General features: G+C 67.7%; 21 protein-coding genes and 1 pseudogene. 18 read left to right on the top strand and 4 right to left on the bottom strand.

What is annotated here, in order from left to right:
• Window positions 1-411 precede the first annotated feature (411 nt).
• From KW076_RS03205 to KW076_RS03180, 6 genes are all read left to right on the top strand, one after another.
• A complete protein-coding gene (locus KW076_RS03205; protein ID WP_224356766.1) occupies window positions 412-1,146 on the top strand; it encodes a TnsA-like heteromeric transposase endonuclease subunit in 735 nt (244 codons plus the stop codon).
• Window positions 1,143-3,332 carry a Mu transposase C-terminal domain-containing protein gene (locus KW076_RS03200; RefSeq protein ID WP_224356215.1) on the top strand — a complete coding sequence of 730 codons (2,190 nt, stop codon included), beginning with the start codon at window positions 1,143-1,145 and terminating at the stop codon, window positions 3,330-3,332. Before KW076_RS03205 ends, KW076_RS03200 begins: the two co-directional genes overlap by 4 nt.
• Window positions 3,332-4,405 carry a TniB family NTP-binding protein gene (locus KW076_RS03195; RefSeq protein ID WP_158491807.1) on the top strand — a complete coding sequence of 358 codons (1,074 nt, stop codon included), beginning with the start codon at window positions 3,332-3,334 and terminating at the stop codon, window positions 4,403-4,405. Before KW076_RS03200 ends, KW076_RS03195 begins: the two co-directional genes overlap by 1 nt.
• The gene (locus KW076_RS03190; RefSeq protein ID WP_224356214.1) at window positions 4,402-5,886 is read left to right on the top strand and encodes a TniQ family protein; all 1,485 of its coding nucleotides are present in this window, start codon (window positions 4,402-4,404) and stop codon (window positions 5,884-5,886) included. Before KW076_RS03195 ends, KW076_RS03190 begins: the two co-directional genes overlap by 4 nt.
• A complete protein-coding gene (locus KW076_RS03185; protein WP_217565343.1) occupies window positions 5,886-6,758 on the top strand; it encodes a TniQ family protein in 873 nt (290 codons plus the stop codon). The genes KW076_RS03190 and KW076_RS03185 overlap by 1 nt, the downstream gene beginning before the upstream one ends.
• A 92-nt stretch (window positions 6,759-6,850) precedes the next feature.
• Window positions 6,851-7,411 (top strand): hypothetical protein, encoded by a 561-nt coding sequence (locus KW076_RS03180; RefSeq protein WP_158491804.1) that lies wholly within the window; start codon window positions 6,851-6,853, stop codon window positions 7,409-7,411.
• A 469-nt stretch (window positions 7,412-7,880) separates the two neighbouring features.
• Here the strand turns inward: KW076_RS03180 and KW076_RS03175 are convergent, their stop codons facing one another.
• Window positions 7,881-8,876 carry an IS481 family transposase gene (locus KW076_RS03175; protein WP_224355348.1) on the bottom strand — a complete coding sequence of 332 codons (996 nt, stop codon included), beginning with the start codon at window positions 8,874-8,876 and terminating at the stop codon, window positions 7,881-7,883.
• 533 nt (window positions 8,877-9,409) lie between these two features.
• On the opposite strand from KW076_RS03175, the gene KW076_RS03170 reads away from it, so the two are divergent.
• From KW076_RS03170 to KW076_RS03160, 3 genes are all read left to right on the top strand, one after another.
• On the top strand, window positions 9,410-10,759 hold the full coding sequence (locus tag KW076_RS03170; protein ID WP_224356213.1) for an ISL3 family transposase: 1,350 nt from the start codon (window positions 9,410-9,412) through the stop codon (window positions 10,757-10,759).
• Between the two features lie 111 nt (window positions 10,760-10,870).
• Window positions 10,871-11,344 (top strand): TIR domain-containing protein, encoded by a 474-nt coding sequence (locus KW076_RS03165; protein ID WP_224356212.1) that lies wholly within the window; start codon window positions 10,871-10,873, stop codon window positions 11,342-11,344.
• A gap of 177 nt (window positions 11,345-11,521) precedes the next feature.
• Window positions 11,522-13,615 carry a zinc-ribbon domain-containing protein gene (locus tag KW076_RS03160; RefSeq protein ID WP_224356211.1) on the top strand — a complete coding sequence of 698 codons (2,094 nt, stop codon included), beginning with the start codon at window positions 11,522-11,524 and terminating at the stop codon, window positions 13,613-13,615.
• A gap of 323 nt (window positions 13,616-13,938) precedes the next feature.
• On the opposite strand, the gene KW076_RS03155 is transcribed toward KW076_RS03160, so the two are convergent.
• The gene (locus KW076_RS03155) at window positions 13,939-14,808 is read right to left on the bottom strand and encodes an abortive infection family protein (protein WP_224356210.1); all 870 of its coding nucleotides are present in this window, start codon (window positions 14,806-14,808) and stop codon (window positions 13,939-13,941) included.
• A 237-nt stretch (window positions 14,809-15,045) separates the two neighbouring features.
• On the opposite strand from KW076_RS03155, the gene KW076_RS03150 reads away from it, so the two are divergent.
• Window positions 15,046-16,041, top strand: a complete 996-nt coding sequence (locus KW076_RS03150) for an IS481 family transposase (RefSeq protein ID WP_224356209.1) — start codon at window positions 15,046-15,048, stop codon at window positions 16,039-16,041.
• 46 nt (window positions 16,042-16,087) lie between these two features.
• Window positions 16,088-16,982 (top strand): IS5 family transposase gene (locus tag KW076_RS03145; protein WP_224356208.1). Its coding sequence is split into 2 segments (ribosomal slippage): window positions 16,088-16,438 and window positions 16,440-16,982, totalling 894 coding nucleotides; the frame shifts between segments, so codons are not numbered across the junction.
• Between the two features lie 47 nt (window positions 16,983-17,029).
• Here the strand turns inward: KW076_RS03145 and KW076_RS03140 are convergent.
• A complete protein-coding gene (locus KW076_RS03140; RefSeq protein WP_224356207.1) occupies window positions 17,030-17,875 on the bottom strand; it encodes a nucleotidyltransferase domain-containing protein in 846 nt (281 codons plus the stop codon).
• Complete coding sequence (locus KW076_RS03135; RefSeq protein ID WP_224356206.1) at window positions 17,872-18,390, bottom strand: SLATT domain-containing protein; 519 nt, start codon at window positions 18,388-18,390, stop codon at window positions 17,872-17,874. Before KW076_RS03135 ends, KW076_RS03140 begins: the two co-directional genes overlap by 4 nt.
• A 162-nt stretch (window positions 18,391-18,552) precedes the next feature.
• On the opposite strand from KW076_RS03135, the gene KW076_RS03130 reads away from it, so the two are divergent.
• The 7 genes and pseudogenes from KW076_RS03130 (at window position 18,553) to KW076_RS03100 (ending at window position 25,333) form a co-directional block, all read left to right on the top strand.
• A complete protein-coding gene (locus KW076_RS03130; protein ID WP_224356205.1) occupies window positions 18,553-19,233 on the top strand; it encodes a hypothetical protein in 681 nt (226 codons plus the stop codon).
• A gap of 46 nt (window positions 19,234-19,279) precedes the next feature.
• Window positions 19,280-20,174: pseudogene (locus tag KW076_RS03125) on the top strand (IS5 family transposase).
• Between the two features lie 346 nt (window positions 20,175-20,520).
• The gene (locus KW076_RS03120; RefSeq protein WP_224356204.1) at window positions 20,521-21,597 is read left to right on the top strand and encodes a GNAT family N-acetyltransferase; all 1,077 of its coding nucleotides are present in this window, start codon (window positions 20,521-20,523) and stop codon (window positions 21,595-21,597) included.
• Window positions 21,594-22,658 (top strand): endonuclease/exonuclease/phosphatase family protein, encoded by a 1,065-nt coding sequence (locus KW076_RS03115; protein WP_224356203.1) that lies wholly within the window; start codon window positions 21,594-21,596, stop codon window positions 22,656-22,658. Before KW076_RS03120 ends, KW076_RS03115 begins: the two co-directional genes overlap by 4 nt.
• A gap of 179 nt (window positions 22,659-22,837) precedes the next feature.
• Window positions 22,838-23,200, top strand: a complete 363-nt coding sequence (locus tag KW076_RS03110; RefSeq protein WP_224356202.1) for a histone-like nucleoid-structuring protein Lsr2 — start codon at window positions 22,838-22,840, stop codon at window positions 23,198-23,200.
• 51 nt (window positions 23,201-23,251) lie between these two features.
• Window positions 23,252-24,088 (top strand): GNAT family N-acetyltransferase, encoded by an 837-nt coding sequence (locus KW076_RS03105; protein WP_224356201.1) that lies wholly within the window; start codon window positions 23,252-23,254, stop codon window positions 24,086-24,088.
• Between the two features lie 174 nt (window positions 24,089-24,262).
• Window positions 24,263-25,333 carry a GNAT family N-acetyltransferase gene (locus tag KW076_RS03100; RefSeq protein WP_224356200.1) on the top strand — a complete coding sequence of 357 codons (1,071 nt, stop codon included), beginning with the start codon at window positions 24,263-24,265 and terminating at the stop codon, window positions 25,331-25,333.
• Window positions 25,334-25,337: the final 4 nt, after the last annotated feature.

Genomic DNA, 25,337 nt, shown 5'->3' with positions numbered 1-25,337 from the left:
TCATCCGCGGGGGAAGTGATCGCACACCTGCAATCATGTTATGACTCATGAAAAATCCGCGCAAGTCCCCCAAAGGCGAGGGGAAATTTAGCGGTTCCTCGGGTGTCTAACCATACACATGGGTCACCTTCGTCGATGGGCGCGAGATGATGAGATCTACATGGTCGGCAGGCGGGTCGAGAGATGTAGCTCTAATGCTGACCCGGGTTCAGCCCCGGGCGACGGAGCGTCATGAGACCTATCCTGTTGCGCCTCGCGCTCGTGCAGGTTACCGTCTGCGTAGGCCGCCTGCGTGAGCTGACTCTGATCACAGATGCGCGGGAGGGCGCGACGGCTGCAACCGCCACGCCCTCCAAGTAGCGGCCCTGATACAACGCGAACTGAATCGAAGGAACCGCCGTGTCCCAGCTTATGGGTGACGCCGGCGGAGGACCAGCCACACCCTGGAGCCATCTGGAGTTCTCCACTCCGGAGGGCCCTGTCCTCTGCCACCCCACCGACCCCCTGCCCGACCTTGGCACCATCATGTCCGTGCGGACCCCGCGGTCACACGCGCTGAGCCGACACGTTCCCGTGCAGACATTCAGCGCCACGAACACGGACGTCGTCGCAGTGGAGTCCGGGCTGGAGCAGGAGCTCGTCCTCGTCCTGGACCGAGATCCCGCCCAGGACAGGCTGGTTGGGCAGCCGCTGACCGTGACGTGGGCCAGACAAAGCGGCGGGACCCGGCGGCACACCCCTGACCTGCTGACTCTCACTCACGAGGGGGCCGTCACGGTCTGGGACGTCCGCCCGGAAGGTCGTCGGGACCCCAAGTTCTGGGAGGCCGCGCGGTGCACCCGCGCGGTGTGCGAGCACAACGGGTGGACTTACGAGCTCTTCGGCGGCCTGCCCGAGGTACACGCCATCAACCTGCGCTGGCTCTCCAGCTACCGGCACTCGATGCCCTGGTATGCGGACCTCCGGGACACGCTCGAGAGGCTCGCCTGCACCAATTCCGCCACCATCGGGACCTTGCTCGGCGCCGATGACGGTTCCGGGGAGCTGATCTCAGCGATGTGGCACTGGGCGTGGGACGGACGTCTGCAGCTGGATCTCACCCGGCCCCTGAAAACCAGCACGCCGGTGCGATGGGAGCCGAGATGAACTTCTCCGTGGACTTGAACATCGGCGACCGCGTCCTCACCGACGCCGGCCCGGCCCGGGTGAAATCGATGTGGGCCCTGGGCGTGGAGCTGGAGACGATCAACGAGCCGGCCAAGCTCGTCCCCTGGACCGACCTGATCATCCGGCCCACGATCGACGGGCAGGCTCAGGCCGTGGATGCGGCCCTGCACCCGTGGTGGGACCAGCTGCCGGAGAAGGTGCAGCAGGACGCCATTTTCAAGATGGAGTGCGTCCTGGAGATTCTCACTGGGTTCCGCAGCGGGCTGGCCTCGCTCGCGCAGCCCCATGAGCCAGTCGTACCGTTCGGCCCGTTCTCCCAGGCCAGTGTGAGCGCTCAGTGCGAGGCGATGGCTCGGCTGGTCAGCTTCGAGAAGTCCGCGGACCGGGAGTTGATGCGCCGGGTCCAGGACGGTGAGCTCGACAGTCCCGGCGTCACGCCCCGTGCCGTGCACCATTGGGTAAGGCGGTGGCAGGCTTCCGGGCTGCGTGGCCTGGTGGACGGACGCGCCCTGCGCAGCGCCCAAGGCTTCGGCGCCCTGGACCCGAGGTTCTTAAAGATCGCGGAGCAGGAGTTCGCCCGGTTCGACGGGTCCGCTTCCGCGACCAACCGGCAGGAGATCCACCGGCGCATCCAGGTCCGCATGCATGCGGAGGGCATCACCGACGCCCACCTGCCCCAGCGGCTGGTCAGCGACTACCTCAGTCACCGGTTCGCGCAGCTGGGCAAGACCACCCGGGCGCACCGCTCGCGCCGGCACCGGAAGATCTCCTCCACTGCCAGTGCCGCCCTCCACCACCTGGGCCACTGCGCCACGGACGTCACCCGCGCCGACAACCTCGTCTACGACGAGTTCACCGGCAAGCCCATGAGCGTGGAGATCGCCACCATCATGAGCGTCCCGGCACGAGTCATCGTCGCCGTCCGGGTGTTCCCCAAGTCGGTCAGCGCCACCGAGGTCGCCCTGCTGCTCTACGACGCGATGCGGCCGCAGTCGATGCTCATCGATCAGGACGGCGCCAGTGACTGGCGATGGTGCGGGGTCCCGACCTCGCTCCAACTGCCCGAGCAGGCTTCCCCACTGGCCAATGACCCCGCCAGTGGGTTGGGTGAACATGCGATCCCCGCGATGACGCCCACCCACCTTCGCATGGACAACGGATCGATCTTCCGCAGCGAACAGCTGCGCCGGCTCGCCCTGCACTGGTCGATCACGTTGAGCCACTCTCGCGGCACCCGCCCTACGGACAATCCGCACATCGAACGCTTCCACGAGACCCTGCAGCGCTTCTACCAGCAGCTGCCCGGCTACAAGGGCCGGAACGTCTCCGAACGTGGCAGCTGGACCGGCGTCGTGGCCGAGGCACCCCTGCTCACCGCAGCCGACCTCGAGCGGCGGCTGCGGCAGTTCATCGCCCTGGACTACCACCGCCGCCCCCACACCGGACTGACCCTGCCCGGGGCACCCGAGGTGAATATCTCCCCGCTGGAGATGTTCGACTGGATCCTGGCCACCACCGGCCGGATCCACGTCCCCCAGCACCCGGATCTGATCTACCAGTTCCTGCCCACCCGGTGGCTCACCCCCGGCCATGCCGGCGTCGAGTACAAGAACATGACCTACGACGCGGCCGTCCTGGATGAGTTCCGAAGCAAGATCCCCGGTCGGTTCCGCGACGAGGACGCCAAGGTCCCGTTCCACTACGACCCCAGGGACGCCACCCGGCTCTGGTTCCGCCACCCGGACACTGACCGTATCCACGAGATCCCCTGGCGCAACCGTCACCTCTTGCACGCACCCCTGACCGACGTCGTCCGAGACGAGGCCCGCCGGCGCATCCGGGCCCGCGGCGGGCCCAAGGCTCTGACCGGCGCGCTCATCGACCGCCAGCTCATCGAAGAGATCGGGCACCTGGCCCACACCCGAGCCGACGAGACGTGGACCACCACGATGGCCGCCTCCCGCATGCGCTTCGACCAAGCCCGACGCGACCACGACGAAGCCGCCCTCGCCCACCGCCTCACCACCCCGGAGGCCCCCACCGACCTTGAACACGGCGGACGGCACCTCCGTCTCGTCCCGCCGGATGCGATGCCGGACCGTACCGCCACCAACGGGCTCGCCGGACTCTTCGAACCCTGGCCCGACTATGCCCAGGAGATCTGATGGACGCCCTGCTCTGGCACACCCAGGCCCTGACCCCGGCACCCGCCCCGCCTGAACCCGTGCTGCTGCGAGAGTTCTCCACGCTCTCCACCCAAGACCAGGACGAGTACTGGACGCGGATGCATCGGTGGATGTGCGCCTCCACCCTCGACTGCGACCGCACAGCGGCTATCCGGCGCGGCATGGACCGGGTCCTGCAACGCAACGAGTACGCCCGGTCCGGGGCCAAGACCATCATCGGTCTGTCCGCGCCCAACGGGGTGGGCAAGTCCACGTTCATCAAGTCTTACGCGCAAGACCGCTATCAGCGCATGATGCACGACCAGCCTGTCGACAAGCTCCCCTCCCGCACCGACAGTGGCGGCTCCCCCTCACACTGGATCCCCCAGGTGTACATCACCCTGCGCGCTGCCTCCGAGGTCCCCGATGTCAATGCCGCGATCCTCAGCTACCTGGGCTACCCGATCATGGGGCGCACCACGAAGGACACCACCCTGCTGGTCCACGCCGTCGCCCGGCACGGAGTCAAGCTGCTCATCCTCGACGATGCCCACATGCTCCGAGCCAAACAGGCACGCGCCCGCGACGTCCTCGACTACGTGAAGTTCCTGAACACGATGATGGGCGAACGCGACGGCACGCTCGTGCTCGTCGGCGCCAACATGGAAGGCGGCCCCGTCTACCAGGACCCCCAGGTGGCCGCCCGGTTGCACGCCTTCGCTCTGCAGCCCTACACCGTCCAGCAGGACACCACCGAGCGCGTGGCATGGCAGCAACTGCTGGCCGGGGCCGAGAAGAAGTTCATGCCCTACCTGGACTCGGCGACCGAGGGAACCCTCACCCGAGAACTGGCAGGACAGATATGGGCCCGTACCCAGGGCCACCTCGGGGACACTCACCAGCTGATCACCACAGCCCTACTCGACGCTTTTGACCAGGGCGACACCACGCTGGTCAGTGAGCACTTGCAGGGCGTGCGCCTGTCCGCGCGGGCCGAAGCCGCCGAAGCGGACCTGGCCCGCGAAGCCACCCTGACCTCCCGCCGGGAGCAGAACCGCAAGGCCAAGAGGTGACCGACCAAGAGCATCCACCGTCCGCTCTCGCCCCGATCGTCGGCGAGTCTCTGAGCGGATACGTGCGCCGGTTCAACGCCACCGGCCTGACCCCTCCCCTGGCCCTGCCGCCCCGCTATGCCGACGCCGATCTGCCTCCGGGCCTGACGGACGCGGTCCACCGGAGCACCGGGTTGGACGCCGGCCAGATCAGGAGGATGACCATGGCCGGCTGGCCCTTGATCCTCCGCGGACGCGGCCTCCACCACCGCCGCGGATGGGCCCTGCACCGGCACGACGTCTGGCTCTGCCCAAGCTGCACCCCCTTGACCGGCTACCGGGCACTGCGCTGGCGCCTGGCCCTGGCCCCGGTCTGCCTGCGCTGCCACACCCTCTTGACCCACGAGCGGACCTTCACGCCGACCCGCGCCGCCACCACAGAGGAGCTGGCCCGTCTCCGACGCCTGGACGAGCTGACGACGAGGGCCCTGCAGGGGTCGAAGGCCTCCAGGTCCCACCTGTCGGTCTTGCGCCGCATCTGTGCCGCCGGTGATGCCCACGAGCCTGACGGCGACGTCCTGCCCCGACCGCCCCTCGGGGGCACTTCCAGGCCAGCAGGGAATCAGCGGGGAACCCATCCGCCCGGCGAACCAGGCATCGTGATGAAGCAGCTGGCCACGCTGGACCCCGCGCTGCTGAACGAATCCCGCGCCCGAGCGCACCTGCAGCAGCTGCAGCACCAGGACTCGCTGCCCTCGAGCTTCGTCGTCGCCCCAGCACCGTTCCAGCCCGAAAGCCCGACCGCCCTGGCCCTGGCCCGGGCCCGGCGACGCGCCCTTCTGCGCCAGCTCACGGACCTCTGCGCAGCCACCGGTCTGCGGCCCCAGCACATCCCCACCGTGGTCGATCCCTGGCGGTCAACCCGCTGGTCGCGGCTCCGTGACCTGGAAGACCAGGCGTTCGAAGCCCTCGCCCTGCACACCCTGCTCCTGGAGGCACTGGGCGAGGACGCCACCGGCAGCGCCGTGTTCGTCGCGCACGGCATCCCGGCCGTCGTGAACCAGCACGACCTGCTCACCCGGGTCCGCACCCGGGGCACCCTGACCCCGGGCGAGTGCGACCGGCTGCTCGCCCGCGCGCAGGCTCTCGTGGACGACGGGCTCGTCGATTACGCCTACCGACGCGGGACCCTCCTGGCTGTCCCCTCCCTGCCCCGCATCCCCGCCGTACATCTGCCCCGGCACCCGTTCTGGCCGGCCCGCACCCTCGTCCCGGCATGGGCATGGGTGGAGTACGCCCGCGGCCTGCCAGACTCCGGCCCCGCTCCCGATCTCTCCCTCGAGTCCGTGGACCGCTTCCACGCCGACCTCGACCCCGAAGCTCGTCTGCGACTGCTCGAGGCCTTCGACACCCATGTCCGCGGTGAGGATTGGGCCGCGATCGCCTCCGCGGCCGGCAGCTCCTTTCCCACTTTTGCTTCCGCCCATCAGAGGAGCGCCTGATGTCGACGCTGCTGCCCATCCGCCCCAGACCCGCCCCCGAGGAAGCTCTGGACTCCTATCTCGAACGCGTGGCCACTGCCAACGGGGTCACCACCAGCGGCTTCGTTCGACAGCTGACCACCGAAGCCCGGGCGCCCCTGCGCTTCACGAACATCGCCCCACCGCCCCCGATCCTGGACGTGCTGGCCTCCTGGACCGGCACCGACCGGGGACTCCTGCAGGACTGCCTGTTGACGCGATACCCGGTCATCCCGTTCATCGACAGCCAGAACCGTCACGGAACCCGGTCCGTGGTAGCCCACGGATGGGTGCTGCTCAACCGCTCCCAGGCCTGCCCCTGGTGCCTGGCCGAGACCGGAGTCTGGAAGATCACGTGGCGTCTGGCCTGGGTCACCGCGTGCCTAGACCACGATCGTCTCCTCGCGACCGACTGCCCCGGCTGCCAGAAGCCCCTGCGTACGACACATCACGGCGCGCTCCGGCCCGCCGGCCCCGGGGCACGCTGCGGCAACCCCCGCCCCCAAGGACAGGGCAAACGGTGCCCCTTCGACCTGAGCCGGATCTCCCCGCTCTCCGCGCCCCCGCCGGTATTGCAACAGCAACGACGCGTCGAGCGCGCCCTCCGCGGCGCTGAGGTCGAGGTGGCTGCCATCGCTCTCGAGGGCACCACCTACCTCAGACAGCTCCAAGCACTCACCTCGGCGGCAATGGGTCTGTCTGCACCCACCACAGCGGTACAGCCTGAATACTCAGAGGGAGTCCCGGCTGAGATCTCGACCTTGTCGGGCCGGGCGCGGCCAGCTCCACGCCCCGCAGACATCCGTGCCGCCGCTTACGTCCGAAGGGACCGGACGATCTTTGCTCCCCCATGACACAGACCCCACGCCATCTCTTCGAGTGATCCCCTCACTGATCCATCTCTCCACACGACCACCACGACATCCACCACGCAATGGAGTGCGATATGACCCACCAGCCCCCTGCTGAACCGGCAATCATCCCCTCAGACACCACCCATGACCAGACGGCGGATCGTAAGCGAGCGAGGCAGTGGCTCAAGACATTGAACGTCTCCCCGAATCCGGAGCTGGTCGAGGGCCTGATTCCGCTCGTCTCGCTCTACCCAAAGAAGTCCGTCCTCGGCTTCTATGCAGGCCGGTTGCTCAAGAAGGGCAAGCTACCGACCGAGGAAGCAGTGTTGAAGCTGCTTTGGGGGCAGCTCGAGCAGATCATCTACTCGATCAAGGCACTGGAATCCCGTACCGGCCGGGACCCTTTCATCACCCCTGAACAAGAGACAGAGATCCTCCAGTGGGTGGACAACTTCTGGGCCCAGCACGGTGAAGGACCGCTGTGGTCGGAGCTCGCCGAGAACTTCCACTGGTCCCGCACCCAGCAGAACCGGCTCATCCACTACCTGGCTGCGCGGGGGCTGGTGACATTCAGCTTCGCCCCCCGCAGCCTGAAAACGGTTCGAGGAGCCACCACCATCCCAAGCCTCGAAGGTCCCGGCAGCGGCTCGTGAGAAACGAAACCTAGACGATAGGCGGGGTTACCAATGTGGAAGCAACGTCCGCGACGCGGACTTCGTCAGACGGAGCGTTCTCCTCGTCGTCTGTGCACACACAACAGGCCCTGCACAGACTCCTGGGCAAGACATCCCCTTACCTGGCTCGCCCTCCGCAGGACGCATGCCCCGAAATCTGGTAGAGACTGTGGTCATGACTGAAGTTGACGTCGCCAAGTTGAAGCGCCTCAGAAGCGCCGTATCCAGTGCCCTCTCGGCAGTCCCCGAGGAGTCCGCGCACGGATTGCCCCTCACCTACAACGCGCTTCGGGACGAGGTTGCGTCTTCCGTCCCTGAGGGTCTTAAGGCGGAGTTGGAGCGCCTGGCACCCCCGGTAAAAGCCTCTGGCGTTGGCGCTTATGCGGTCATCGAGGCGGCCAGAGACGGGGCCAAAGCCTACGCTCATCTTGCCGCCTTCAAGGGCTGGCTAGATGTGATGTCCAGGGAGGTTGTTGAGCCTGCTGGCAGGTGCGGCTCCGATCGCGGAGTGGACTCGGTGATGATTGTAGAAGTGCACCCACCCAGGCAACGCGGCCCTGCGTTCGGTCTCTGAGCCGTAGAACTTGGCGTAGGCCCACCCGTCAGCGAGCGTGCGATGGAACCGCTCGATCTTCCCGTTCGTCTGCGGTCGGTAGGGCCGAGTCCGCTTGGGCTTGATCCCGAGCTCGGTGCAAGCATCCCGCCAGGCATGCGAGCGGTAGGCCGAACCGTTGTCCGAGAGCACCCGCTCCACCTCCACGCCCAGCTGCGCGAAGTGAGCGACCGCGCGGCGCAGCACCGCGATGGCGGTCTGGCTGCGTTCGTCGGAGTGCATCTCGACATACGCGAAGCGGGAGTGGTCATCGATCACGGTGTGCAGGAAGCCCACCCCGAGCCGGGGCTGGTATCGGGCATCACGGGTTCCTTCTCGGTCCGAAGTCGCCGCGCGGTGCTTCATGCCCTGCTGACGCCCGACGAATCGGTGCCCGCCCCCGTCGGGGATGCGTCCGAACTTCGTGACGTCAACGTGGATCAGCGAGCCGGGGTGGGGGTGCTCATAGCGGCGGATCGGCTCGGCGGTGACCCGGTCCAGACGGGCGAGGCGGTTGATCCGGCAACGCACGAGCACGGCATGGACGGTGGATGCCGGCATCCCGAGTTCTGAGGCGATCTGCACGGGCCCCAGGCGCCGGCGCCATCGGGCGGCCACGATCTGTTTCACCACCGCAGGCGGTGTTCTGGTCGGCATCGTGGACGGCCGGCTGGACCGGTCGACCATGCCTGCAGGTCCCTCGGCCCGGAAGCGTGTGGCCCATTTGCGGGCGGTGGGTGGGGAGACCATGAACATCTTGGCCGCGGTGGCGACCGGCCAGTGCTCCTCGACGATGAGCTTGGCCAGGCGTAGGCGGGCGCGAGGGGTCAGGGCGGCGTTAGCGTGGGACATGAAGGCCTTCTGTTCGCGTGAGCGGTTTCTTGACAACTCCACTCTCGCAACAGGAGGCCTTCGCCTGTCAGCTGCTCACGCAACAACGTCCCTGGACATCACAGCTAGATGCGGTAATTGAGGAGGGTTGAATCACCCATGGGATCCGTAGAACTCTCCCGCCCCGCTAGCGAGCTTCGCATTCAACTTGCCGCCGCCAAGGCTGACGGTGAGGCAGTATTGAACGCCACGCCCAAGGAAAGTGGCGGGCTTGCGGTGTTTCGAAGCAGATATCTGTCTTGGGAGAGCAAGACATCTGCAGTTCTCGAGAATGGCTTCAAAGTCTCCGGCATTCTCACCTCTAGCCCTAAGGGAGAGTTCACGGCCACCGCTGCCGCACTCCTGGACCTCAAAGTAGCATCTACTACCATTCCGGCTCTTCGCCGTTGAGTGTGGGGGTGTGACGCGCCGGGGCCTGGGGTGAGGGCTCGAAAGCGCCGAGGCCCTCGATGATCAGAGGACTCTGACCTCTCCTGATCACAAGGACCTCGACCATGCCTGAGCCTACGTTGTACTGCCGTGCGCGCGGCGACTACTGCACGTGTTGCGATCTGCTGGTCGGATTGCCCGGGCTGCATGTGCTCACCGCCGAACGGGATGACCACGACCGGCTGGTGGTGACGGTCGAGTCCGCGCCGGAGCCGATGGGATGCCGCTCCTGCGGGGTGATCGCCCGTGGTCACGGTCGGATCGAGGTCAGCCTGGTCGACGCGCCAGCGTTCGGGCGACCGGTGCGGATCATCTGGCGCAAGCGCCGGTGGCTGTGCCCAGATCCAGCCTGCGAGGTCGGCTCGTTCATCGAGCAGGACGAGAAGGTCGCTGCACCGCGAGCGGTGCTGACGACCCGGGCGTGCCGGTGGGCGATCGAGCAGATCCGCCGAGAGCACGCCTCCGTCAACGGGATCCGCCGTCAGCTCGGGACAGGATGGCGCACGGTGTGGGACTCGATCCAACCCCTGCTGCAGGCCGCTGACGAGGACCCATCCCGCTTCGAGGGCGTCGCGATCCTCGGGGTTGACGAGCATGTCTGGCATCACGTCTCGACCAAACCCATCCATCACGGCGGGCGCGGCCCCAAAGAGCTGACCGGGATGGTCGACCTGACCCGGGACGAGGGCGGGCGCACGAGGGCGCGGTTGCTCGATCTGGTGCCGGGCCGTTCCGGCAGGGTGTACAAGGACTGGCTCGACCAGCGCGGCGACGCCTTCCGAGCCCGGATCGAGGTGGCGACCCTGGACCCGTTCCATGGGTACAAGAACGCCATCGATGACCAGCTCGAGGACGCCCGCTCGGTCCTGGACGCCTTCCATGTGGTCAAGCTGGCCACCACTGTCGTCGATGATGTCCGCCGGCGGGTTCAGCAGCAGATCCACGGCCACCGCGGCCGCAAGAGCGATCCGCTGTACCGGGTCCGCAACGTCCTGCGCGCCGGCGCGGAGAATCTCACCGATCGGCAACGCGATCGGCTCGAGACGGCCTGGGCCGCTCACGAGCAACACATCGAGGTCGAAATCGCGTGGTTGTGCGCCCAGAAGGTTCGCTCCGCCTACCGTCAGGGCACTCATGCCGCCGGGCGAGCAGTCGCCGAGAAGATCCTCGCCACCTTCACCTCGTGTCCGATCCCCGAGGTCGCACGGCTGGGCAAGACCCTGAACAGATGGCGCCGCGAGTTCCTCGGCTACTTCGACACCAACGGCGCCAGCAACGGCGGCACTGAAGCCATCAATGGACTCATCGAACTCCACCGACGCATCGCCCGAGGCTTCCGCAACCGGGACAACTACCGCCTCCGGATGCTCCTCATCGGCGGCGGGTTAGACATGACACACCACACTCAACGGTGAAGAGCCACCATTCCCTGGGATCGGCTACCTGAAGTAGTAACTGACATCAAAGAGAAGATTCGAGTTCTCGACTCTATTGAAGATCGGCTAGACGTGTATCAATACACCCCGATGACCCCGTCGCCGTCGCAGCCGGCAGCAGATGCGCCCATCTTTTTGGTGCACGGCCATGACCTCGCTCGGCGTGAGACCGTTCGCCACTTCCTGGCAACCGTCACCGACCGCGACATCATAGTTCTGGCAAACCAGCCAAACCGAGGCCAAGACCTGCTCGGCAAACTCCTTTCCCACGCACAACAGGCAGCATTTGCCGTTGTGCTCCTGACGCCCGATGACGAGGGGAAACCTCGAGAATCTGAGGATAATCGAGCCAGAGATCGGCAAAATGTTGTGTTCGAACTTGGGCTATTCATTGGAATTCTCGGACGGGACCGGGTTGCCGCTCTCAACCATCCTTCAGTGGAGATCCCCACCGACTTCTCCAGTGTTGCCTATATTTCAATAGAGGGCGAGGGGTGGCAGATCGAGCTAGCCCGAGAGCTTAAGGCAGCTGGAATTGATGTTTTACTCGACAAAGCACTCTAAATTCGTCGAGAGTATCCTAAACTCTCAGCGTCGATGAACAGCGATCGGAATTTTTTCGGACTTGTCCTCCTGCAACGAACCTTCTGCCCCCCCGCTGTGTACGAGTAGCACCGGACCGCATCCAGCTGATACTCGACCGCCGAGAACGCGGATCCGACGGCAAGTAGGTTTTGAGTCGTGGCCCACACGACGACACCTCCATCCCCCAGGGGCGGCAAGCGGCTGACCATCGCGGACGTCCCTCATATGCGCGAGCGCTACGCGGCGAGCAACCCGCTGCCTCCGGAGGAAGTCGCCGCTGGCTCGAACAAGAAGTTCACCTGGTCGTGCAAGGCCGGCCCGGACCACACCTGGGAGGCGCAGGCCAACAGCATCCGCATGTCCAAGCGTGGCGGCTGCCCCTTCTGTGCGGGCAAGCGGCCCTCCGTAACCAACCGTCTCGATGTTCTGTTTCCCGATCTGGCCGCAGAGTGGGATCAGGAGCTCAACGAGGGACCGCCGGCCGTCGTGGCAGGTTCGGAGAAGAAGGTCTGGTGGCGGTGTCGGGCGGCCGATCACGCGTGGCAGGCCAACATCCGCAACCGGACGGTTCTCCGGGCTGGGTGCCCCCGGTGCGCAGCAGAGAAGTCTTCCAAGACCCGGTCTGTCCCCCTGCCCGGCCGTGAACTGACAGCGGTCGCCCCAGATGTCGCGGCCTCGTGGCACCCCACACGCAACGGCACTCTGCAACCGGATGAGGTCGCTGCCTTCTCCAACGTCCCGAGGTGGTGGCAATGTCCTGCCGGCCACGAATGGGAGATCTCCCCTGCCGGGCGGCTGAGCAAGGGCGGCGCCGGCTGCCCCTACTGCTCCGGTCGACTGGCAACTGCAGAGACCTCTTTGGAAGTCCAACGCCCCGACCTCACATTAGAGTGGCACCCCACCAAGAACGCCCCGCGAACCCCGAGAGATGTGAAGCCCGGGACATCAGCGACTGTCTGGTGGATCTGCTCCGCTGGACATGAGTACGAAAGCCGCATCGCCAACCGCGCCTACTTGGGCAGAGGGTGTCCCTATTGCTCAGGTCAGAAGATCGGCTACGGCAACGACCTCGCAACGAAGGCACCCCTGGTGGCCGCCGAATGGGATCACGAACGCAACGGATCCCTGACACCAGCCGATGTGACGACGGGCGTGCAGCGTCGCTTCTGGTGGAGCTGCACCCAGGGCCACTCATGGCGAACAACTGTCGCATCCCGCGTCGCACTGGGCACGGGCTGCCCGGAGTGCGGGGCCGGCTGGCGACGCTCCCGCCCGGAGATCGCCCTGCAGTTCGAGCTCGCGCATTTGCTCCCCGCCGCCGTGGTCGGAGACGGGCACGTGCAGACTGCGGACAAGGACTTTCGGGTCGATGTGCTGTGCCCCGAATTGAAGATCGCCGTCGAGTACGACGGCAACCACTGGCACATGGACACCTTCGAGCGAGACCTAGCCAAGACGCAGGCGCTGGTAGAAGCGGGATGGGTCACCGTCCGCGTCAGACAGAACCCGCTGCCGCTGACCGGCCGTCACGATGTCCCCTGCGAGAACGGCGACCCCGCCGTCTACCCCATGACCGTCCGTTTGATGACCAGCCTTCTCGAGGAAGCAGCAGCTGCTCCCACCGATCACCCGATTCACGCCCACCTCGACGAACTCAGATTGCGTCTGGAGACCTACGTCGACGGCGGCACCGCCCGAGCCGTCGAGGAGGCAGAACGGGAGACCCGCGCCCACCACGTGGATCGACCGAAGAGGGATCCGTTCGCCCCACCGCCTCGTCCGAAGCCCGGACGCTCACTGGCGGAGCTGAACCCCGCCATCGCAGCTGAGTGGCATCCATCAAAGAATGGCGGCCTGACACCGGCGGACGTGGCGAATGCGCGGAACGCATCCGCGTGGTGGCTCTGCAGTCTCTGCGGTGCCGAATGGGAGGCTGTCGTCGGGCAGCGAACTCGACGTCAGACCCTTGGCTGCCCGGACTGCGGGAAAGCGCGCGCCGGAGCAGCACGATCCCGCCCCCAGCCTGGGCTGTCATTGGCAGACCTCCGCCCGGACCTGGCCGCGCAGTGGCACCCGACCCGAAACGCGCCGTTGACGCCCCATGACGTCAGACCCGGTTCGCATAAGCGGGTGTGGTGGAGAAGTCCCGGTGGGCAGGAGTGGGAGTCATCTGTCTATAACCGCACATCCAAACGCCCATCGTCCGAGGTTCACGGCGACGCAGGCCCGGACTCCCCCGACTCCGCGTGACACCTCGGCCCGCCCACCCTTGGAAACTCTGGAGGTGGAGACGGGCGCACTTACTTTTCACACCTCAGGGTTCCTCACCGGATGTCGGAAGTGTCCACCGCGTGTCGTGTGAAATCTTGACTGCATCTCTACAACCCCGAGGGTGACGACGCCCTCCACGGGATCAACTCCGGCCACTGACTGTCCACGTGCTGCTGCGCCCGCGCGCCTTCACCAGGGTCACCGTCAGAGACCCCTGCCTGGGGTCTCTGACACCGCGCTTCCCGAGCGTTGGCCCCACCCACTGACGGGTCTAGATGTACTGGTCGGGGACGTTGTTAGTGTCAGCGCTGTGCTGCGGCATCGGTAACACGCCACGGGGCGGTGGGGTCGGACAGGGTCTCGAGAACCGTTTGGCACCATAGCTGCGCTGCGCCTAGGACCAAGCGGGCGTGACGAGGACGCACCCACTGTGGCACCACCTCGGCGCCGTGATGCACGTTGGTGTCATTGCGCAGGGTACTGATCGGGGCGGCGATGCCCTGCAGCGACTGCAGGAGCCGGCGGACCTCGGGCTGCTCACCGCCGAGGTCTTTCGGTGACATGCCCAGACTGGCCTGGGCGCGCGAGACGAGCTTGGTGAGTGACTCGGTAGCCGTGTAGGTCTTGTCCCTGCTTGTCAGTACGATCTTGGCGGTGGACTCCATCAGGGAGCGGGCGGTGGCGACGGCCAACCGGGGGTCGGAGTCGATGGTGGTGTGGATCCGTTCGAGGTGATCCTCAATCGCGGAGGGGTCGTTCAGGTGGGCCAGCACGTCAGGCGCGAGCGTCCCCATTTGCGGGCCTGGAGGCCACGTCACGGAGAGGGCCGTGGTATCCACCTGAAATCCGGCGGCCCGCAGAAGGGTCGTCCAGCGCTCGAGCTTCCACTGGGTCTCGTCGGTGTTCCCATGCTGATGCACGAGCGCGATCTTCCGGTAGCGCTCGGCCATGACATCCGCGAAGCGTTGCTGGTCAGCCCGGTTGGTATCCAGGTCGAGAGTGGTCAGGTAGCGGCGCATCCGCGCGCGTCTCACCGAGGTGTCAACGTCCTGCGGGTTCTCCGGTCCCAAGGCGATGCCGTTGCTACCGAACAATTCGTCGATGTAACGCACCGGAATATCAGTGAGGTCCTCAGCCAGGAGGTATTGGGCGCGCCGCCAGTTGATCGCCATGGCTGACTAGCGTAGCCAGCACTCTCGAGGGTGAAGTACGCTCATTGCCCGGATGGCCCCTCGGCATAGCGCCGCTGGTGACACCCCCTCACGCTCCGCTGGCTCGACCAATGTCTCCGGGCAGTACACCTAGGTGTGATGTCCAGGGACGTTGTTGCGTGAGCAGCTGACAGGCGAAGGCCTCCTGTTGCGAGAGTGGAGTTGTCAAGAAACCGCTCACGCGAACAGAAGGCCTTCATGTCCCACGCTAACGCCGCCCTGACCCCTCGCGCCCGTCTACGCCTGGCCAAGCTCATCGTCGAGGAGCACTGGCCGGTCGCCACCGCGGCCAAGATGTTCATGGTCTCCCCACCCACCGCCCGCAAATGGGCCACACGCTTCCGGGCCGAGGGACCTGCAGGCATGGTCGACCGGTCCAGCCGGCCGGCCACGATGCCGACCAGAACACCGCCTGCGGTGGTGAAACAGATCGTGGCCGCCCGATGGCGCCGGCGCCTGGGGCCCGTGCAGATCGCCTCAGAACTCGGGATGCCGGCATCCACCGTCCATGCCGTGCTCGTGCGTTGCCGGATCAACCGCCTCGCCCGTCTGGACCGGGTCACCGCCGAGCCGATCCGCCGCTATGAGCACCCCCACCCCGGCTCGCTGATCCACGTTGACGTCACGAAGTTCGGACGCATCCCCGACGGGGGCGGGCACCGATTCGTCGGGCGTCAGCAGGGCATGAAGCACCGCGCGGCGACTTCGGACCGAGAAGGAACCCGTGATGCCCGATACCAGCCCCGGCTCGGGGTGGGCTTCCTGCACACCGTGATCGATGACCACTCCCGCTTCGCGTATGTCGAGATGCACTCCGACGAACGCAGCCAGACCGCCATCGCGGTGCTGCGCCGCGCGGTCGCTCACTTCGCGCAGCTGGGCGTGGAGGTGGAGCGGGTGCTCTCGGACAACGGTTCGGCCTACCGCTCGCATGCCTGGCGGGATGCTTGCACCGAGCTCGGGATCAAGCCCAAGCGGACTCGGCCCTACCGACCGCAGACGAACGGGAAGATCGAGCGGTTCCATCGCACGCTCGCTGACGGGTGGGCCTACGCCAAGTTCTACGGCTCAGAGACCGAACGCAGGGCCGCGTTGCCTGGGTGGGTGCACTTCTACAATCATCACCGAGTCCACTCCGCGATCGGAGCCGCACCTGCCAGCAGGCTCAACAACCTCCCTGGACATCACACCTAGGGCGTGTCTGAGAATAGATGCACGAGTCAGCTGAGACCCTGGGGACATGTCCCGGTTCCAGATGCTCTCCGACGCCCAATGGGAGTTGATCGCCCCGATGCTCCCGACCCGGACCGGCCGCGCCGGCAGGCCGTTCGCCGACGCCCGCGCCATGGTGGAGGCGATCATCTACCGGTACCGGTGCGGAATCGCTTGGAGGGATCTGCCCGAGGTCTACGGGCCCTGGCAGACCGTATGGACCTGGCATCGGCGCATGGCCGAAAAAGGCACCTGGGACACGGTGCTGGCCACGCTGACCGCCGCCGCTGACGCCGAAGGCCTGATCGATTGGTCGGTCTCGGTGGACTCCACGATCGCCCGCGCCCACCAGCACGCGACGAACATCACCCGCCTCACAGGGGGGTGGATCGAACTACAAGAATCCGCGTGAGGAGCCGGCCGATCACGGCATCGGGCGCTCCCGTGGCGGGCTGAGCACGAAGATCCATCAGCTCGTCGATGGGACCGGGCTGCCGCTGGTCAGCCTGATCACCCCCGGCCAGGCAGGGGACTCCCCGATGCTGCTTCCTCTTCTGGAGCAGCTGCGCGTGACCCGGCCAGTAGGGCGGCCCCGGACCCGCCCCGAGGCCGTGCTGGGCGACAAGGCGTACTCCTCCCGGGCGATCCGCACCCACCTACGCGCCCGTGGGATCAAAGCGGTCATCTCCGAACCGGCCGACCAGCAGGGCCACCGCAGACGGCGCGGTGCCCGCGGCGGGCGCCCCGTTGGCCTCGACGCGGACGCCTACAAGGGCCGCAACGTCATCGAGCGTCAGTACGCTCACCTGAAGCAGTGGCGGGGTCTGGCGACCCGGTATGACAAGTACGCGATCATCTACAGGGCCGCTGTGGTCCTGAATGCTGTGCTCGCATGGTCAAAACGATTGTCAGACATGCCCTAGTCGTGGCGTGATGACTGCTGACCCCGTGCGACTAGACACGTAGCCGTTCAACCTCCGAACAGCCTCCGCCAGTGCGCGACGCCGAGACTTGGATTGCCGTCTTGGGCAGCCTTGAGCGCGAGCGATGAGCTCCGGACGGCCTGCTCGATGTCGTACTTCGCGGCAATGGTGTCCACGAGGCTGCTCGCCCCGGTCGAGATGCGGCGGCCGTAATTGGTCGGGTCGTTCATTTCTCGCAGCCCATCACCCTCCAGGCTCTTGAAGAAGGAACGAAGGTCCCAGTCGTAAATGATTGTCGGGTTGCTAAGCGCATACTTCGCCACGCGCATCTCGAGATAGAAGGACGAGAGCGGCACGGAGTTCCGAGCCTTCCACGTCTTAACCAAGCGGATCAGACTCTTCGCCCTGCTGCTCGTCTTCTTCTGTGCGTCGTTGACGTAGTCGAGGTGGACGGCTGGGTTGCTCTGGATCCAGCCGGTGCCACCCGGGTCAGGGATGTCGTAGTCATCCGTATCGCGGAAGTAGGCCGGGGTGATCTCAACGGAAGGTCCGGAGTCGAAGTACATGAGGTTCACGGCCGGCCGGTCGGTGCGCACGATCGCGCTGGACACGCCGAGGGCCAAGGACGACCGGAGCTCTTCCAGAGCAGACCACGAGGCACTGGGGCGCGACCCGCGCATGGTGACGAAGTAGTCGACGTCGCTGTGCCTGCTGATGGCGGTCCCGTGGTGCCACGATCCCGTCTCGCGCATCCGGATGATGTCCAGATCCTTCTTCAGCCAGTCCTCGAGAGATGCGCGGTGAGACGCCGCCTTCTTCCGTGCCTCCTCGTCAGGCGTCACCTCACGGAGGATCTCTTCCAGATAGGCACACGCATCGCGATCGGTGTTCATACGTCCGCCTCGAAGGCCTGCCCGCCATCGTGCTCGATGTTCTTCCTCGCGCGCTCGTAAGCCCACCGCGGGACCGGGTCCGCGGACTGGTCAAGCGCGGCGGCGCGATCGGCCAGCGCGTCGAGCTCCCCGGCGAGGTCCTGCGGATCACCCTGCGGAACAGTGATGCCGTGGAACCGGCGCACATCATTGCGCAGCGTCGTGTACCCGGTCCCCGCGACCTGCGCCCGCTCGGCCAGCCGGTCGGGACGGGCGGATGCCAGCACCGTCGTAGAGATCGCCGCGAGCACGGCGAGGACGGCCGACCATGCCTGCGCGCCGTCGGCGAACGTGAACACGGCCGTCCCCGAGCTGAGCCCGGCCGCGAGCACCGCGAGGCCCCAATGGACCAGACGCCACCGCTTCGCCGCCTCGAACTGTCCCTGTGCCGAGAAGACGGCGCTCTCGTGGATGCGAGATGCTTCGGCGCGGATCGCCTCGCGCTGCGATTCAGGATCTTCCACGCCGTCGCCCATCTGTACCCCCTGGGTGTTGGTCCGGTGCGCGCCACCGGCAACAGGGCGCTCTCGCGTGCCTCAATGCTAACAATGAGGCACCACACGAAGCCGTGCCGGCTATGTCATGCAAAGGCCGGGTCGGTCACCCCTGGCGACAGACCGACCGGGCACGATGGAGTCATGGATGCGGGCGACGAGGTTTACGTGCGGGACGATCACAACGCCTACGGATTCGTACCGAACCTTACGTATTCCGACTTGATGCGAATCGCGAGCTTCGCTAAGACGCTTGGATACGACACGAAGATCCGGGACCTCGGCTACACCCTCGAGGAGGTCCAGAAGCGACTGCGAGAGGACGGCCCGAGCGCCTTCCTCCGACTCAAGCGAATACAGGAGGACGTCTCCCCTAAGGCTCCAGCCAAGCAGGCTATCCAGTACGTCGCCGAGCGTCTGGATCGCTTAGCCCCGCAGGACGAGCTCCTCATCACTGACCCGTACCTCTTCTCGAGCAGCGCGCGGAAAGACATCGAGGCCTACTCGCAGTCCGTGGCCGACCTGATCGCACCGCTCCTCGCCAACAGCGCGAAGCTCATCGCCATCGTGGACAAGGACGCGTCGCACCGCGAAGTCCGCGACGCAGTGCTGGATCGGCTCGCTGCCGCACGCGACGTCACTGACATCCGCGTGGTGGAGTCCAAGGACTTCCACGATCGGTTCTGGATCGCCGACCGATGCCGCGGCGTGATCATGGGCACGTCGCTGTACAAGATCGGGCGAAAAATCTTCTTCATGGACACACTGAGCGAAAGCGACATCGCAGCCGTACTCGCAGAAGCAGACGCCACGTTGGCTTCCTAGGGCGTGTCTGAGAATAGATGCACGAGTCAGCTGAGACCCTGGGGACATGTCCCGGTTCCAGATGCTCTCCGACGCCCAATGGGAGTTGATCGCCCCGATGCTCCCGACCCGGACCGGCCGCGCCGGCAGGCCGTTCGCCGACGCCCGCGCCATGGTGGAGGCGATCATCTACCGGTACCGGTGCGGAATCGCTTGGAGGGATCTGCCCGAGGTCTACGGGCCCTGGCAGACCGTATGGACCTGGCATCGGCGCATGGCCGAAAAAGGCACCTGGGACACGGTGCTGGCCACGCTGACCGCCGCCGCTGACGCCGAAGGCCTGATCGATTGGTCGGTCTCGGTGGACTCCACGATCGCCCGCGCCCACCAGCACGCGACGAACATCACCCGCCTCACAGGGGGGTGGATCGAACTACAAGAATCCGCGTGAGGAGCCGGCCGATCACGGCATCGGGCGCTCCCGTGGCGGGCTGAGCACGAAGATCCATCAGCTCGTCGATGGGACCGGGCTGCCGCTGGTCAGCCTGATCACCCCCGGCCAGGCAGGGGACTCCCCGATGCTGCTTCCTCTTCTGGAGCAGCTGCGCGTGACCCGGCCAGTAGGGCGGCCCCGGACCCGCCCCGAGGCCGTGCTGGGCGACAAGGCGTACTCCTCCCGGGCGATCCGCACCCACCTACGCGCCCGTGGGATCAAAGCGGTCATCTCCGAACCGGCCGACCAGTAGGGCCACCGCAGACGGCGCGGTGCCCGCGGCGGGCGCCCCGTTGGCCTCGACGCGGACGCCTACAAGGGCCGCAACGTCATCGAGCGTCAGTACGCTCACCTGAAGCAGTGGCGGGGTCTGGCGACCCGGTATGACAAGTACGCGATCATCTACAGGGCCGCTGTGGTCCTGAATGCTGTGCTCGCATGGTCAAAACGATTGTCAGACATGCCCTAGGTATAGCGACCGGAGGTGTTGGTTGAGTGCTTGGCAGCAGGTCCGGTACTTTTCGCGCCCGCTCGATCTGACCCGCTCGGTGAAAACTTCGCCGCGTGTCGTGCGAAATCTTCGCTACGTCTCGACACGTGTCCCCCGGTGTCGTGCGAGACCCGGCGGCCCGTCGTCGCCGCCGGCCGACGGCCTTGCCCCTCTGCCCGATCCGTGACATGGTTCACACCATGATGTCCCAGCGGTGACCCCCACGCCTCGCGCCCGCGCGCGAGCCCTCCCCGCCGACGCCCGTCGTGAGCCACGCCCGACGTCGTGCGGCCCTCCCCCGACCCCGCTGACGAGAGGCACCCCCATGCCGGACATCCTCGAATTCCCCCTGCCCGCCACCGCCGACGAGGCGCACTGGCAGGCCTACTGCCGCCTCAACCGCGACCACAACCACGAACTCCTCGGCACCACCGAGTGGGATGAGTCCCCCGACGACGCCCTCCTCGACGCCGCCGCCGAGTCGGACTACACGCTGCGCCGCTTCCTCGCCCTCGACGACGGCACGCCCGTCGGCAACGGCCGCATCCTGGTGAACCACGTGGACGAGCCGGACGCCGCGTCCCTCAGCGTGTTCATCCACCCCGACCACCGGCGCCGCGGCCACGGCCGGGCCCTGGCCGAGCGCATCGCCCGGGAGGCCGACGGCTTCACCCGGTTCGAGACGTGGCCCATGACGCCGCTCCCCGCCGAAGGTGAGCGGGCGCTCCGCCCGTCGAGCGGGGCCGGCGCCGTCCCGGCCGATCACCCCGGAGTGCGGCTCGCCCTCTCCTACGGCTTCGCCCTCGGGCAGGTCGAACGGGTGAGCCGGTATGACGTCCTGACCCCCGCCGTCGACCCCGCGGACGCCCTCGCCGAGGCGGAGCGCCCTGGCGCGGACTATGAGGTGCTGACGTGGGAGGGTCCGGCCGACGAGGCCGTGCGGGCTGACCTCGCCGTCCTCAAGGAGCGCATGGCCACGGACGTGCCCTCCGGCGACCTGACCGTGGCCGAGCAGACCTGGGACGCGGGGCGGGTGCGGCGCCAGGAGGAGCAGATCCTCCTCACCGGTCGGCTCTTCCGGGCCGCGGTGCGCCACCGCGACACCGGGCGGATCGTCGGCGTGAACGAGCTGGTGGCGCCGCGCTCCCGCACGAGCGGTCTGGTCGACCAGTGGGACACCATCGTCTCGCCCGAGCATCGCGGGCACCGGCTGGGCATGCGGGTGAAGGCGGCGAACCTGGTCGCCCTGCGCCGGGCCCTGACCGAGGCCCGCGCGATCATCACCTGGAACGCCGAGGAGAACCGGCCGATGCTCGACGTCAACGAGGCCCTGGGCTTCCAGCCGATCCTCGTGGAGGCGGAGATGCAGGCCCACGGGCCGCTGCGCCGGGTCGTGCCGTGACGGAGGCGCGGCGCCCGACGTCCGCCCGCTCACCGGTGCTCCGCATCCTCGCCAGGATCCTGACCGCCGCCCTCCTCCTGGCACTCGCGGTGCTCGCGGTGGCGGTGTTCACACCGCACAGCGAGCTCGGGCAGCGGCTGACCACCCGACTGTTCCTCGCTCAGGCCCTCGCGTTCGCGGAGCCGGCGGGGGCCGGTCTCACCCTGCTCGGCCTCGGCGTGCTGGCGCTCCACCGAGGGGCGGGCACCCGGCGGAGGACGGCGGTCGGCGGCGTCGCGGCGATGCTCCTGGGCCTGGGCGTGGGACTGCTGGCCTGGCCCGATGCGCCGCCCTGGGCGGCCGGGCCCGCCACCGCCACGGGGAACACCGGGCGGCACGTGCGGGTGACGGTGTTCAACAGCCTGGACACCCTCACTGCGGCCGACGCGCGGCGCCTCATCGACGAGACCGACCCCGACGTGCTGGTGCTTCCCGAGGCGGCTCCGTCGCGGGTGCGCGAGGCCCTGGCCGGGACCGGCCTCGCAGGCGGGGTCCATGAGGGCGCCGATTCCGGGTTCAGCCGCGGCCGTCCCGCCGGTGTCGCCCCAACCACGATCGCGATGCATCCCCGCCTGGGCGCCTACCACCAGACCGCACCCACGCCGACGACGTTCGGCGCCATACGCCTGGAGCCTGCGGACGGGGCGGACGGCCCGGTCGTCGTCGGCGTCCACACGGGGCCGCCGCTGCCGCGCTTGATGGACGACTGGCGCGGCGACCTGGACCGCCTGAGCGCGGTGGACCATGCCGCTGCGCAGGGGCCGATGGTCGTGGCCGGGGACCTCAACGCGACCCTGCGCCACGGTCCGCTCGCGGACCGCGTGCACCTGGCGGACACGGCCCTCCGCTGCCCGGACGACGTCGGAGGCACCTGGCCCTCGGACGCGCCCGGCCGGCTGCGGTCGCCCATCGACCACGTCCTGGTGACGGGCGATGTGGAGGTGCTCTCCTGCACCACTCTGCGGGTCGGCGCGTCCGACCACCTGGCCTATGCGGCGGAGCTGCGCCTGCCCGGGACATGACCCCGACACTCCCGCTTTCGTCCAGGAAACACACGGCGCTTCACGCGCTTTCGGTCGGGAAACGGACACTATGAAACATCCGCCGCGGTTTCTCGGCAACGAATTCACGCCTGTATAGTCGTCATTGTGAAATCACACCAGTGAATCCGCCGGTGAACCGCTCTGGAAGGACTTCTCTCATGGCCACCATCACCACCATCGCCGACGACTTCGACAACTCCACCCCCGCCGAGACCACGTACTTCTCGGTGAACGGCAAGGAGTACGCGATCGACCTCAACGAGGAGCACCGCCGTGAGCTCGAGGACGTCCTGGAGGAGGTCGCCGAGCGCCTCTCGAAGTACACCGCCGTGGCTCGCCCGCTGGGCAAGTCCTCCGCCCCGGCCCGCAAGTCCTCCAAGTCCCCCTCCTCCCGTTCCGGCGCCTCCTACGACGCCGGCGCCGTGCGCTCCTGGGCCGAGGAGAACGGCTACAAGGTGGCCGACCGCGGCCGCATCTCCGCCGACGTCCTCGAGGCCTACAACGCCTCCAAGAAGGGCTGATCGAAAAAGGGCGGAACAACCCTTTCCGCCCCGATTCCCCAGGTCGGACGCATGATCCTCCACCTCACCCTTCCCGAGGACTGGGCCGCGGCCCGCGCCGCCGGCGTCTACACGGCGTCGACGCGCGGGGCGGGCATCGCCGAGGTCGGATTCCTGCACGCCTCGGAGGATGAGCGGCAGGCCGGCGCGGTGGCCGCGGCGTTCTACGCGGACCGCCCGGACGCGTTCCTGGTCGCCCTGGACGAGGACGCCCTGGCCGCGGCCGGACTCGAGGTGCGCCGCGAGCCGGGGAATCCCGCCGACCCGCAGTCGGAGCTGTTCCCGCACGTCTACGGCGGGCCGATCCCGGTCGCGCTGATGCGCCCGCTCCGCCCCTCGCTCACCCTGCGCCCCTACGCCCCCGACGACGCCGCCGCCACCCTGGACGTATTCCGCGCCGCTGTCACGGGCACCGCGGCCGCGCACTACACGCCGGAGCAGATCCGCGCCTGGTGCCCCGCGGACGTCGACGCCGACGCGTGGGCCGCCCGGCGCGCCGCCGCCTGGACCGTGGTCGCCGTGGACGGGGCCGGACGGGTGCTCGGGTTCGCGGACCTCACCGCGGACGGCGTCCTGGACATGCTCTTCGTCCACCCGGAGGCCGGCGGGCGCGGCGCCTCCCACCTGCTGGTCGGCGCCGTCCTCGCGGAGGCCCGACGCCGGGGCCTGCTCCGCGTGGACGTCCGCGCCAGCCGCTCGGCGCGGCCCGTGCTCGAGGCCCTCGGGTTCACCGTGGACGGGGAGGACCCGGGGAACACGGTGCGCGGCGTCGTCGTGCCGAACACCCGCATGCACGCGGACCTGGCGGGCTCCGCGGGCTCCCCCGCACCTCCCGGCCTGTGGTCCTAGGCTCGCCCCCCATGGACATCCCGGACCTCCGCCGCCGCTTCCCCGACGCGCCAGCCACGCCGTCCGCGACGCCGCCTACCGCGCCCACTGGCGCGCACTCGCCGCGCGCCCGTCTCGAGCACGGCTCGACGGGTGCCTCTGCGCCCACCCCTATCTGCAGAAAGCAGTCACCGCATGCCTGACATCATCGAATTCCCCCTGCCCGCCTCGTCGGACGACCCCCACTGGCGGGCCTACTGCCAGCTCGGAGACGAGTACAACCACGAGCTGATCGGCACGACCGAGTGGGACGAGACCCCCACGGACGCCCTCATCCAGGCCGCCGCCGAGACCGACTACACGCAGCGCCGCTACCTGGCGTACGTCGACGGCGAGGCGGTCGGCTACGCCCGCGTCCTGATCAACCACGTCGACGACCCTGACGCGGCCTCCCTCAACGTCTACGTCCACCCGCGGCACCGCGGACGCGGCCACGGCCGCGCACTGGCCGAGCGGCTCGTCCAGGACACCGCCGGCCTCACCCGTTTCGAGACCTGGCCGCTGACGCCGCGACCGGTGGCCGGGCAACGGGCGCTCACCCCGCCCAACGGCGCCGGCGTGGTGCCCGCCGAGCATCCGGGTGTGCGTCTCGCCCAGTCCTACGGCTTCGCGCTCGTCCAGATCGAGCGGGTGAGCCGGTACGACTTCGCCGATCCGGGGATCGACCCCGCCGTCGCCCTGGCCGAGGCCGAACGCGTCTCGTCGGACTACGAGCTCCATGCCTGGGAGGGCGCGGCCGACGCGGCCCTGCAGGACGACCTCGCCGTCCTCAAGGCCCGCATGGCCACGGACGTGCCCTCCGGGGAACGCACCGTGGTGGAGCAGGTCTGGGATGCGGCCCGCGTGCGTCGCATGGACGAGCAGATCCTCACGACCGGCCGGCTCTTCCGCGCGGTGGCGCGACACCGTGCCACCGGCCGGATCGTCGCCCTGAGCGAGCTGGTGGCGCCCCGCTCGCGCCCGGACGGGCTCATCGACCAGTGGGACACCATCGTGCTGCCCGAGCACCGCGGCCACCGCCTCGGCATGCGCGTGAAGGCGGCGAACCTCATCGCTGTGCGCGACGCACTGCCCGAGGCCCGCGCGATCATCACGTGGAACGCCGAGGAGAACCGGCACATGCTCGACGTCAACGAGGCGCTGGGCTTCCGGCCCGTGCTGGTCGAGGCGTCCATGGAGGCGCCGGCACCCCTGCGACGTCGCTGACGGT

This window comes from Micrococcus porci (genome assembly GCF_020097155.1).
GTDB lineage: Bacteria > Actinomycetota > Actinomycetes > Actinomycetales > Micrococcaceae > Micrococcus > Micrococcus porci.
This window is presented reverse-complemented; position numbering and strand designations above follow the sequence as displayed.